Origin of the sequence: Pustulibacterium marinum (genome assembly GCF_900116665.1) — a bacterium.
GTDB classification, from domain to species: domain Bacteria; phylum Bacteroidota; class Bacteroidia; order Flavobacteriales; family Flavobacteriaceae; genus Pustulibacterium; species Pustulibacterium marinum.
On the sequence record NZ_FPBK01000017.1, the window covers coordinates 41,746 to 54,251 of the forward strand.

9 protein-coding genes are annotated in these 12,506 nt (G+C 33.4%); 7 read left to right on the forward strand and 2 right to left on the reverse strand.

Translation table 11 applies throughout. The annotated features are described in order from the left end of the window. Positions 1–135: 135 nt before the first annotated feature. From BM383_RS16725 to BM383_RS16755, 7 genes are all read left to right on the forward strand, one after another. The gene (locus BM383_RS16725; protein ID WP_093026297.1) at positions 136–2,592 is read left to right on the forward strand and encodes a T9SS type A sorting domain-containing protein; all 2,457 of its coding nucleotides are present in this window, start codon (positions 136–138) and stop codon (positions 2,590–2,592) included. Between the two features lie 144 nt (positions 2,593–2,736). Continuing rightward, positions 2,737–5,937, forward strand: coding sequence for a T9SS-dependent choice-of-anchor J family protein (locus tag BM383_RS16730; protein ID WP_093026298.1), 3,201 nt, complete (start codon positions 2,737–2,739; stop codon positions 5,935–5,937). A gap of 76 nt (positions 5,938–6,013) precedes the next feature. Next, on the forward strand, positions 6,014–7,015 hold the full coding sequence (locus tag BM383_RS16735; RefSeq protein ID WP_093026299.1) for a glycosyltransferase family 2 protein: 1,002 nt from the start codon (positions 6,014–6,016) through the stop codon (positions 7,013–7,015). Between the two features lie 65 nt (positions 7,016–7,080). After that, a complete protein-coding gene (locus BM383_RS16740) occupies positions 7,081–7,980 on the forward strand; it encodes a YbbR-like domain-containing protein (RefSeq protein WP_177229155.1) in 900 nt (299 codons plus the stop codon). Next, positions 7,977–8,567 (forward strand): dephospho-CoA kinase, encoded by a 591-nt coding sequence (gene coaE, locus BM383_RS16745; protein ID WP_093026301.1) that lies wholly within the window; start codon positions 7,977–7,979, stop codon positions 8,565–8,567. Before BM383_RS16740 ends, coaE begins: the two co-directional genes overlap by 4 nt. A 72-nt stretch (positions 8,568–8,639) precedes the next feature. After that, positions 8,640–10,199, forward strand: a complete 1,560-nt coding sequence (locus BM383_RS16750; RefSeq protein ID WP_093026302.1) for a sensor histidine kinase — start codon at positions 8,640–8,642, stop codon at positions 10,197–10,199. A gap of 7 nt (positions 10,200–10,206) precedes the next feature. Beyond that, on the forward strand, positions 10,207–10,917 hold the full coding sequence (locus BM383_RS16755) for a response regulator transcription factor (protein WP_093026303.1): 711 nt from the start codon (positions 10,207–10,209) through the stop codon (positions 10,915–10,917). A gap of 69 nt (positions 10,918–10,986) precedes the next feature. On the opposite strand, the gene BM383_RS16760 is transcribed toward BM383_RS16755, so the two are convergent. Both BM383_RS16760 and miaA read right to left on the reverse strand, forming a co-directional pair. Further along, positions 10,987–11,499 carry a DUF3124 domain-containing protein gene (locus BM383_RS16760; protein ID WP_093026304.1) on the reverse strand — a complete coding sequence of 171 codons (513 nt, stop codon included), beginning with the start codon at positions 11,497–11,499 and terminating at the stop codon, positions 10,987–10,989. 21 nt (positions 11,500–11,520) lie between these two features. Then, on the reverse strand, positions 11,521–12,420 hold the full coding sequence (gene miaA, locus BM383_RS16765; RefSeq protein WP_093026305.1) for a tRNA (adenosine(37)-N6)-dimethylallyltransferase MiaA: 900 nt from the start codon (positions 12,418–12,420) through the stop codon (positions 11,521–11,523). Between the last annotated feature and the right edge of the window lie 86 nt (positions 12,421–12,506).

Below are 12,506 nucleotides of genomic sequence, written 5' to 3' on the forward strand. Positions count from 1 at the left end.
ATGATATTTATAGAAAGCCTATACATTTTGTATAGGCTTTTTTTATTGGAAGTTTATATAGAAATTATGTACGAATAGTTCGTAGGGTTTCGTAAACTAATTATTTTTGCAAAAATCAATTATAAATACAGTTTAATGAAAAAAATTACTTTATTCACTTTTCTTTTATTGATGTCATTCCCTTTATTTTCACAGGAAAATAGTTGTGAGGAAACATTTTCACAAAGTGGATACGATACATCAAACGTTACACTAACCGTTGATCTTTCAACCATTGATTGTTATGATCCTGCTTCAACGCCAACGTTTACGTTATCAGATTTTAGTGCAACTTTAGAAACATACTGTGGAAGTTATTACAATTTTGATGTAGTTCTAGATGGAGTTACCGAGCTTTCATCGGTATGTTATAATGATGTTGATGGCCTTGATGTGACTAATGTAAACGAAGTTCAAATTATAGCAAACGATACCAATGGGAGTTCGCAGTATTTGATGCTTTCAGTGGATGTTGAAGTTACGTATACTCCAACCGTAGCTCCAAATTGTGATGCACTTTTGAGTAGTACTCAAGTAGATGTTAATGATGTGTTCTCATGGTCTGCGGCAAGTAATTATCCTAATTCTTATAATTTAACTATTGGTTCCGCATCGGGTGAAGATGATATTTTAGAAGAAACCAATGTAGGGAATACTACATTTTATGATATAGCTTCATTAGGTTTAAATGCTAATACTACATATTATGTAACTATTCAACCGGAAAATATTGTGGGATCACCAACGTGTAGTGAGCAAAGTTTTACCACCTATCCACAACCGGAAAATGATGAATGTTCAGCAGCTACTACGCTTACGGTAAATAGTGATTTATCTTGCTCTAGTTTTACTTCGGGAACACTTTCCGGAGCTACAAATTCTGGAATTACAGATTCATTTTGTTATGGAACCATGAATAATGATGTATGGTATACTTTTACAGCAACTGATGAGAATATACTTATTTCAATAACAAATATTGAAGGTTCTACAAGTACAATAGCCATGTCTATTTATGATGTTACAAGTAGTACTTGCGGTAGTTTAGACGATCCTTTTCTATGCCAATCAAACACAGCAGTTTTAGAAAACCTAACCATAGGAAATGTTTATTTAATTCAAGCTTATACACAAGATGCGAGTATTCAGAATGTAACATTTGATATTTGTGCGGGTGTTATAGCATATCCCGAGAACGATACTTGTAATATGGCCGAGAGTATTGCACTCACCAACTATGATAGTGATTGTGATGTAATTGCTTTTGATACTACCTATGCAACTGACAGTGGTGCTATTGGAAGTTGTGAGAGTTATGACTCTAATGAGTCTGATCTTTTCTATGAATTTACTACAGGATCTATAGGAGGATTTTCTATTGAGGTATTAGAAGGATTGCCGTCTCGTTTAGATATAGCAGTATACGATGCTTGTGGCGGTAATGAAGTTTATTGCGAATCAACATTAGAATCGGGTGAAACTTGGATAACAGGATTGAATCCTGAATCAACTTACATATTGCAAATATGGACAGAATCTTACAATGATGGAGCATTTGAAATATGTTTAAAAGAGTTACCAGCATGTTTGGCACCACAAGATGTTCAAGCTGTTGCGATTACCGAAACCACAGCAGATATTATTTGGACAGAAGTAGGAACATCTACTTCCTGGGAAATAGAATATGGTGTTACAGGTTTTACACCTACTGGAGAAGCAGACGCTATTACAACATTATATCCTTATACAATTGAAGGTTTAACAGCTGGTGTTACGTATGATGTTTATGTACGATCAGATTGTGGAGCTTCTTCTTCTGGTGCTACATTTAATGTTATGAATGATTACAGTGGTTGGACAGGTCCTATTACTTTTACAACTACAGTAACAGCGCCCGTAAACGACGATTGCTCTAATGCGATAGCTATTGGAACGCTTCCATTTTCTGAAACAATTGATGCAACTGGAGCTACCAACAATACCGGGTTTATTCCAGAATGTGATGGTATGAATGATGGAGTTTGGTATACGTTTGAAACTGCTGAGAATAGTGGGTCGGTGACCATAAGTATAACAGATGTGGTAGATTGGGATGCGAAAATTGCATTATATTCAGGTAGTTGTGGAAACTTTATTTGTGAAGGAAGTTCTGATAGTGGTTATTATGGTGGAGATGAATCTATGACAGTTGAGGTAGAATCCAATACGGTTTATTGCTTAAATATAGGATACTACAGTGGTGCAGAAGATGAAAGTGAGGGAGCTTTTTCGTTAGCTATTTCAAGTGAAGATATAAGTTTGTCAAATGATAATTTTGAAGCTGAAAACGAAATATCTTTTTATCCAAATCCAGTTTCTGATAAATTAACAATTTCGGCATTCCATGGTGTTAATAAAATTGAGTTTTTTGATTTATTAGGAAAGAAAGTTCTAGAAACAAATACTTTTCAAAAAGAAAATGTAATAGATGTTTCAAATTTAAAGCAAGGAACGTATTTTATAAAAGTAATATCAAATTCGTCTCAAAATATATTCAAAATTATAAAAGATTAATTGTCAGAGTAATATAAATTAGTAAAGCCTTTCATACAGAAAGGCTTTATTTTTTTATGTTAAAAAGTCGATTATAATATGTGATTTGTTATATAACCAGTAATTTTACGCTTTAATTTCAAAAATTTAACAAATTAATAGCGTATGAAAAAAATTACCTTATTTTCATTTTTATTCTTTGCGTTTGGCTTTTTCATTGGAAATGCTCAAGTGCAGGTAGGATTTGATGAAGAAACAGCTACCACTGTACCTATCCGAAGTTGTTATGGATACAGCTATACACAACAGATTTATTATCAATCAGAATTGAACTCTTCTGGAACAATCACAGCGATCTCTTTTTATGTAGATGAATTAGCTTCAGTAAATGATGCGAGTTCAGATTGGACAATTTACATGGGGCACACTTCTAAAACTGAATTTACTAATGATACAGATTGGGAGGATATCGGTAACCTTTTACAAGTATATTCAGGTACAGTAACTTATCCAGAAGCTGGAAATTGGATGACAATAACATTTGACACTCCTTTTAGTTATGATAATGAAGAAAATCTATTGCTTGCGGTTGATGAAAACCAAGATGGATTTGATTGTACAAATTATTGGGGATCTAGTGCTACAAATGATGACAGATCAATTGTTTATAGTAGCGATTCTACAAATCCAGATCCTATATCTCCTCCAACGGCAAGTTCTACTTATAGTTATATAGCAAACGCTATTTTTACAGGAATTACTCAAAGTTGTTTAGTTCCAACTGATTTAGAGGCTTCTAATATAGCTACTACATATGCAGATATTTCTTGGACAGAGAATAATACTGCAGAGAATTGGACAGTTGAGTATGGAGAATATGGTTTTGAACTAGGTACCGGCACTACATTTGATATCAATCAAACTACTGCTACTCTAGAAGGTTTAGAAGCGGGTACGACCTATGAAGTATATGTTATGGCTGACTGTGGAGACTCCCAAAGCAGTTATTCACAAAGTTTGGTATTTAGTACAGATTGTGTTGCTATAACTTCTTTTCCTTGGACAGAAGATTTTGAAAGCGCAAGTACGCCAGAATTACCTGTATGTTGGACATATTTAAATAATAATGACGATTCAGACTACTTTGAAACATATAGTGGTTATGGTGTAGATGATTCTCAATCAGTTGGTTTGTATACAGATTTTAATTATGGTGCAAATGATGATTATTTAATCTTACCGCAGATTACCTTAACAGGAAACGAAAGACTAAAGTTCAATGTTAGAGCAAGATCTTCAAATGAACCGAATGATTATGAAGTAGTTTTATCTACTACAGGAACAGATGCTGAAGATTTCACCACTGTTTTACAGCCATTGACTACGGTATCCACAACAACTCAAACACAAATAAATCCTATTTACTTAGATGATTATTCAGGAGACGTATACATTGCAATTCATGTACCAGTAGATGGTTTAGATGGATATTATATTTATTTTGATGATTTTATAATCGAAGAAATTCCAAGTTGTTTAGAGCCTCAAGATTTAGCAGTTTCAAATATTACCAACTATACGGCAGATTTATCTTGGACAGAAAATGGAGATGCTTCCACTTGGAATATTGAGTATGGAGAAACCGGTTTTGAAAATGGAACAGGAACAGAAGTTACCGTTACAGAAAATCCATATACCCTTACAGGTCTTACTCCAAACACAGTTTATGAATATTATGTACAAGCCTCTTGTGGAGACGGAGATGAGAGTACTTGGATAGGTCCATTTGAGTTTGCTACTACATGTCTAGCAGTTACTTCTTTTCCTTGGACAGAAGATTTCGAAGGAGCGGTAACGCCAGAGCTTCCTAGTTGTTGGTCTTTCATTAACAATAATGATGATGCGGATTACTTCAAGACTTACGATGAATATGGTGTTGAGGAGTCAACAGCAGTTGGTTTGTACACAGATTACAATTCTGGAGAAAACGATGACTATTTAGTATTACCACAATTCACTCTAACAGGAAACGAAAGATTAAAGTTTAATGTTAGAGCAAGGTCTTCATATGAACCAAATGATTATGAAGTAGTTTTATCTACTACAGGTACAAATGCTGAAGATTTTACTACCGTTTTACAGCCATTGACTACGGTATCTACAACAACTCAAACAGAGATAAATCCAATTTATTTAGATGACTACTCAGGAGACGTTTACATTGCAATTCACGTACCTGCCGATGGTTTAGATGGGTATTATATATATTTTGATGATTTTATTGTTGAAGAAATTCCAAGTTGTCCTACACCTTCAGGGTTAGTTATTTCAAACATAACTGCTAGTTCTGCAGATATCTCTTGGGAAGAAAACGGAGATGCAACTGAATGGACAATTGAATACGGAGAAGCTGGTTTCACCTTAGGTGAAGGAACTAGTATTACAGTAACTTCAATGCCATACACTTTATCAGATCTATCAAGTACTACAGAGTATGAAGTGTACATCTCTTCTAATTGTAGTTATGATGAAGTGAGCGAATGGTCAACTTTAGCTTATTTTGAAACACCTTGTACAGCTTTAGATTTACCATATACAAATGATTTTTCAGACTTCCCTGGATCATGTTGGTCAGAAGGAAACAATAGTTCTATTACAGAAGGTCCAAATGGTGAAAATGGAGCTTGGCTTTCCGATGATTATTTGAATGATTCTGATAGCGGTATCGATGCTGCAAGAGTAAATCTTTGGAATACAGGAGATAGTGATTGGTTAGTTACTCCAGAATTTATGATCCCAACTGATGTAGATTATGGTGTTGCTTACCAAGTTGGTGTTACCACTTATTCTGGTTCAGATGCCATTTCTATGGGATCAGATGATGAAGTTCAATTTTTAATTTCTTCGGATGGAGGAATAACTTGGACAAGTCTAGAAACTTACAATGTAGATAATACGCCTTCTAATGAAGGAGAAGAAAGATTATATGATCTTTCTACATATGCAGGAGAAACTGTTAAGTTTGCATATTGGGCTACAGAAGGAACTGTAGATGATGATGAGGATTATAATTTTTATGTAACTAATTTTGAAGTAGATACTTACCAAGCTCTTGGAAATGCTTCTTTTGAACAATTAGGATTCAAATATTATCCTAATCCTGTAAACAATAACGTATTGAATCTTTCTGCACAAGAAAATATTGAAAGTGTTGTAGTTTACAATTTAGTAGGTCAGCAAGTTTTAACTTTAGAACCAAATGCTACATCATATCAAGTAAATATGACAGCTTTGACACAAGGAACTTATTTTGTTACGCTTTCTATTGGAGGTTCAACAGAAACAATTAAGATTCTTAAAAAATAGAAAAAACATTCATTTAGTTTTATAGCCACCCATTTGGGTGGCTTTTTTTTATGGTACGAATACGTACATTTGTCCTATGGAGTTATACTTTTCAATTGTAGTACCAATCTATAATCGCCCGGAGGAAGCAGATGAGTTATTATCTAGCTTGGCGCAGCAATCTTTTCAAAAGGCATTTGAAATTGTGATTGTAGAAGACGGTTCTCAACGAACTTCAAAAGAGGTCGTTCTTAAATATAAGGAGCTTTTAAATATCTCATATTATTTCAAACCGAATACAGGACCTGGCGATTCCAGAAATTTTGGAATGAAAAAAGCCAAAGGGAATTATTTTATCATACTAGATTCAGATTGTATTATTCCTTCAGATTATCTTCAAAATGTATCTAATTACTTGAAAGAAAATTATGTTCCTTGTTTTGGAGGAGCGGATACTGCTCACGATTCATTTACCAATTTGCAAAAGGCAATTAGTTATAGCATGACTTCCTTTTTCACGACGGGAGGAATTCGAGGAAGCAAGAAAGCTGTAAATAAATTTCAACCACGAAGTTTCAATATGGGAATTTCTAAAGAAGTATTCGAAATTACAGGAGGCTTTGGGAAAATACATCCTGGAGAAGATCCAGATTTAACGATAAGAATTTGGAATGCAGGTTTTGAAACAGCCTTTATACCCAATGCCGCAGTTTTTCATAAAAGAAGAATAAGCTGGGAGCGCTTTTACCATCAAGTTTATAAATTTGGATTGGTGCGTCCTATATTGAATAGTTGGCATCCAAAAACAAAGAAAATCACCTATTGGTTCCCAACTGTTTTTTTGGTCTCGTTTGTATTTAGTTTATTTCTGGCAGTAGTTAATTTCCCTTATTTTATTTATGGATTCATTTTATATTATTTGTTAATTTTTGTTGAAAGTTTATCAAAGAACAAAAATATTAGTATTGCATTTTTATCTTTAGTAGCTGTTACCATTCAATTTTTTGGATATGGATATGCGTTTCTAAAAGCAACGCTGAAATTAACTTTGAATAATAAAAGAGCAGAAGAGCTTTTTCCTAAAGTATTTTTCAAATAATGGAAGATAAGAAGTCTACAACAATATTAACCTTTTTAAGAAGTAAGAGGACCATAACTTTTCTTATGTTCTTTGTGTTTTCTTCTGTGATTTGGTTGCTCATAAAACTATCTAAAGAATATAGAGCAACCTATGAAGTTAAACTCAATTATGCTGAAAAAAATAAGGAACGTGTTATCACAGATGTTTCTATAGATCAAGTTAGCGTAACTCTTCGAGGCAAAGGATTTCAATTATTGAAATACAATTTGATAGGAAGAGATATGACGGTCGATGTTACCGATGCAGGAATTAATGAAGTCTCGGTAAATTTATCATCAGAGAAATATAAAAATGATTTACTCAAAGAAGTTTTTGATGATGATGCTACTATAATTAGCGTTTCTCCATCAAAAATAGCTTTAACCATAGACACTCTTACAAGTAAAGATGTCCCTGTAAAAACCAATATTCAATTGATTTTTAAAAATGGATATATGTTAAGCGATTCTTTGGTTACGGAGCCTCCTTACGTTACAGTGTATGGCCCGGCAGAGATTGTAGATACTATGGAAATTATAACTACTGCTTACAAGAGTATAGAAGATATAGAAGATGGTTTTACCTATGATATACCTTTGAAAGAAGCAGCACATGAAAAACTAAGTTATTCAACAAAGGAGGTTACGGTTGTAGGGAAAGTAGAACGGTTTACGGAAGATGAAATAGATTTACCTGTTCGTTTTATAAATGTACCAAGTAATGTAACTATTAAGTCTTTTCCAAAGGAAGTTCCTGTTCTTATAAAAGGGAGTTTCGTTGACTTAAAAAAGGTTTCAAGAAATGACTTTGATCTTATTTGTGATTATGATGAAATAGATTCAACTTCCACTTATGTGAAAACAAAATTGAATAGAAAGCCTTCTAATATTCAAATTGTAAATATAAAGGACGATAACTTTCAAGTCTTAATTAAAACAAAATGATTGTTGGATTAACTGGTGGCATTGGAAGTGGAAAATCCACAGTAGCTCAAATGTTTCATGATTTGGGAGTTCCAGTATTTATAGCTGATGTAGAAGCAAAGAATCTAATGAATTCTTCGAAAGAGCTTCAGTGTAAGATTATGGAGCTTTTAGGTAATGCGGCTATTGAAGACGGAAGAATTAATAGAAAGTTTATTGCAGAAAAGGTTTTTCAAGATAAACCACTATTGAATAAGCTAAATCAAATTATTCATCCTGCTGTGCGAAAGCATTTTTTAAAATGGACGGAGCAGCAGAATTTTCCATATGTAATAGAAGAAGCGGCAATACTTTTTGAAAGTGGTGGAGATGAAATTTGTGATGTAATAATTACCGTAACTGCGCCAGAAGATGTAAGAATACATCGTGTTTTATCTCGTGACAAAACCAGCGAAGAAGACGTACGAAATAGAATGAAGAATCAAATTTCAGATACCGAAAAGATTCAAAAATCTCACTACGTTATAGAAAACGTTGATCTTGAAGAAACCCGCATAAACGTTCGGGAAATTCATCAAATACTCCTTAAGAAATCCACTGAAATCTAATATTTTAACATTTTTGTTAAGGTTAGGTTAAAAGCCCCGAAATGTTAAAATTAAGTCATTACTTTTGGCACAATGAGTAAGAAATTATTCGTTTTGCTAGTTATCCTGATGAGCTTGTCGCTCATAGGTATTATTTTCGTTCAAGGATATTGGATCAAGACATCTGTGGATGACAAAGAAGAACAATTTTCCATGAATGTGGCTTTGGCGTTGAATGCTGTTTCAGATGAAATTCAACAACGAGAAACTTCAGATTTTATTCGTAGATTGATAGACATCGGTATCGACAGTATTGAGCCTACCAAAACCGAAATTCGTAGATTATACATTCAGGGAGTTAATAGTGAAACCAATCAATCTTACTTGTATGAAAACAGTATTATTGAAGAAGATTATGGTAATACTACGCTCTTTGAAAACAGTACAGATACTATTCAGATTAAGCGATACTACAGCCAAAGTACACAAACCAAAGAATCATCAAGACTAGATGCGGGAATGCCGGTTCCACCGGAAACAATTTCTAAAACGAGAAGATTAGGTGAGCTTGATAAAGCTGCTTTTATAACTAGTTTTAAAGATTTTGCAAAAGAATTGCCTATTACGGAAAGAACTTCCAATGATGAGGTAAAAGAATTGTTATCAAAGGAATTAAAAAACCGACAGTTGAATCTTGATTTCGAATATGGTATTTATAGTAATGGTTTGGCTACTAAAATACGTTCGGAAGGATTTAATTTTTCTAACAAGAATAGACATTCATCTCCGTTATTTATAGATAACGATGGTAATAATGAATACGACCTTTTCATCAGCTTTCCTGATAAAAAAGAATATGTTCTTTCATCTATTTTAACCATGGTAATGTTATCCATAACATTTACACTCATTATTATAGTAGCATATTCCAGTGCATTAATGCAATTGTTGCGTCAACGTCAGATATCAGAAATTAAAACTGATTTTATCAATAACATGACGCATGAGTTTAAAACTCCAATTGCAACCATAAATTTGGCATTAGATTCTGTAAAATCACCTAGAATAATGAATGATCAGGCAAAACTGAATCATTATTTACAAGTGATTAGAGATGAAAACAAGCGAATGCATGCTCAGGTAGAAAATGTTTTAAGAATATCGAGATTAGAAAAAAATCAGCTGAATATTAGTAAAGAAAGACTTGATATTCATGAGCTCATTGAAGATGCTATAACCCACGTATTGTTGATTGTTGAAGATAGAGGCGGTTATATTAATGAACATTACAATGCAGAGCGAACAGAGGTTTTGGCAAATGACGTTCACTTTACCAATGTTTTGGTAAATATATTGGATAACGCTGTAAAATATTCTGAAGGTCCACCGAAGATTGAAGTAACTACCGAAGTAGTGAAAAATAGTGTATTGATCAAAATAGAAGATCAAGGAATGGGAATGAATAAGGCTGTATTGAAAAGAGCATTTGAAAAATTTTATAGAGAACATACCGGAGATATTCACAATGTGAAAGGACACGGATTAGGATTAGCATACGTAAAAAAAATTGTAGAAGATCACCAAGGTGAAGTTTATGCAACGAGTGAAAAAGGCAAAGGAAGTACCTTTTACATAAAGTTACCTTTAATTTAAAAAAACTATGGAGACAGTTAACAAAAAGATTTTATTAGTAGAAGACGACCCAAATTTTGGAATTGTATTGAAAGATTATCTTTCAATGAATGATTTTGATGTTGTATTGGCGAAGAACGGAATGGAAGGTTTTGAGAAGTTTAGAAAAGACAACTATGATCTTTGTATTCTTGATGTAATGATGCCTTACAAAGATGGGTTTACTTTGGCAAAGGAAATTAGAGAGAAGAATGAAAATGTGCCAATTATCTTCTTAACTGCAAAAACCATGAAAGAAGATGTATTAAAAGGTTATAAAGTAGGTGCAGATGATTATTTGAACAAACCTTTTGATTCTGAAGTTTTATTAGCAAAAATTCAAAGTATCATAAGTAGAAAATCTGTTGATTCTATAGCAGATAGTAAGCAATTTGAGTTTACAATTGGTAAATTCCATTTAAATTCAAAATTACGTTTCTTAACATTTGCAGACGAAGAGCCAATAAAACTATCTCCAAAAGAAAACGAATTGCTTAGATTGTTGGCATTACATGAAAACGATTTAATGCCTAGAGAGCTTGCACTTACAAAAATCTGGAGAGATGATAACTATTTCACATCTCGTAGTATGGATGTTTATATAGCGAAGCTTAGAAAGTATTTGAAAAAAGACGAAGATGTAGAAATCTTAAATATTCACGGTGAAGGATTCCGTTTGGTAATCAAGAACGAAGCATAATAAGATATACTACCCAATCATAAAAATCCGGAAAAGGCATTATTTACATAAATAATGCCTTTTCTATTTTTAATAAGTTTCAATCTCTTTTGCCTCTGTTAAATATGAAATTCCTTGTTGGTTTAAAGTTCCAATCATTATTCCTTGTAAAAGTGGTGAATTTTCTCCTGCTGTTTTTACTATAAAATTAGCGCCTGTACCACCGGTTTTATCCGCTTCTGTAACCACAAAGTCAATGGCTTGTAACGGTTTTAATTCAATAGGTTTAGAAAGATAGTTCCGTATTTTCTTTCCTTTAGAATTATAATAATCAACACTTTTCACAAAAGAGTTCTTAGAAATACTTGTGTTACGAATGCTTAACGTAACTGTAAGCTGAATGCTCATTTTTTCAGTGGAGCTATAAATTTCTGAATACACAGGAACATAGAAGCTTTTGTTGTTCAGGGATTCTATATTTTGACTTGTATAAAAAGAAGTAAGATCTGGTTGATGATATTCAGTTTCTTTTTGCTCCTTATTTTCACAAGAAACAGATAACGCAATTATAGTTAAAAAGAATACACTTTTCAGGAAGTTCATAACAAATGGTTTTCTGTAAAGTTACAGTATTTCTTCTATTTTCTGAATAATTTTCTTAAATGGAGTTTGATAATCAAACCAAAGAATTTCTTTATTTTTTCTAAACCAAGTGAACTGTCTTTTGGCAAATCTGCGCGTATTTTTCTTTACTTCTTCTGTGGCAAAATCTAGTGTGAATTCTCCTTTGAAGTAATTGAAAAATTCTCGATAACCTACCGTTTGTAAGGCATTGAGTTGTTGTTTATCTTTTAAGTCTTCCACTTCGTCAAGTAATCCGGCTTCTAGCATGATGTCTACTCTTCGGTTGATTCTGTCATAGACAATTGGCCTGTCTGCTTCTAAACCTATATAAATGGTTGTAAAGTTTCTATTGACTTCTTTATTTTTTAAGAAAGAAGAATAAGGTTTGCCCGTTCCAATGCAAATTTCTAGAGCTCTAATGAGTCTATGCGGATTTTGTGTATCTACTTTTTGAAAATACTCAGGATCTAATGTTTGTAACTGTTCCTGAAGTTCTTCAATAGTTTTCGTATTTAAATCTTCTCGAATACTAGGATCAACATCCGGGAAATAATCCAATCCTTTTGTAAGTGCATCTACGTACAAACCGCTTCCACCTACGCAAATTACTACGTTGTGATGAGTAAAAAGTTCTTGTAGTTTAGTCAAAGCTTCTCGCTCAAAATCACCCACGCTGTATTCTTGCTCAATGCTGATGTGCTGAATAAAATGATGTTTAGCTGCTGCTAATTCTTCTTTTGAAGGAACTGCCGTACCAATTTCCATTTCTTTAAAAAACTGCCTAGAATCGGCTGAAATGATTTCAGTATTGAAATGTTGTGCCAGCTGAATGCCTAAAGCGGTTTTTCCAATGGCGGTGGGGCCAACAACACAGATAAGATATTTTTCTTCAGCTTGCATGTTTTTGCGTTAAAGATTGAGGCATTTGTTGGAGCTCTTTTGCCGCTAAGGCAAAAAGCGACTGCCGAAAGCTTGGTGTTTTGTGG

Coding starts and splice junctions, on each gene's coding strand:
- BM383_RS16755 (WP_093026303.1), top strand. CDS start 10,207: ATGGAGACAGTTAACAAAAAGATTTTATTAGTAGAAGACGACCCAAAT.
- BM383_RS16725 (WP_093026297.1), top strand. CDS start 136: ATGAAAAAAATTACTTTATTCACTTTTCTTTTATTGATGTCATTCCCT.
- BM383_RS16750 (WP_093026302.1), top strand. CDS start 8,640: ATGAGTAAGAAATTATTCGTTTTGCTAGTTATCCTGATGAGCTTGTCG.
- coaE (WP_093026301.1), top strand. CDS start 7,977: ATGATTGTTGGATTAACTGGTGGCATTGGAAGTGGAAAATCCACAGTA.
- miaA (WP_093026305.1), bottom strand. CDS start 12,420: ATGCAAGCTGAAGAAAAATATCTTATCTGTGTTGTTGGCCCCACCGCC.
- BM383_RS16760 (WP_093026304.1), bottom strand. CDS start 11,499: ATGAACTTCCTGAAAAGTGTATTCTTTTTAACTATAATTGCGTTATCT.
- BM383_RS16735 (WP_093026299.1), top strand. CDS start 6,014: ATGGAGTTATACTTTTCAATTGTAGTACCAATCTATAATCGCCCGGAG.
- BM383_RS16730 (WP_093026298.1), top strand. CDS start 2,737: ATGAAAAAAATTACCTTATTTTCATTTTTATTCTTTGCGTTTGGCTTT.
- BM383_RS16740 (WP_177229155.1), top strand. CDS start 7,081: ATGTTCTTTGTGTTTTCTTCTGTGATTTGGTTGCTCATAAAACTATCT.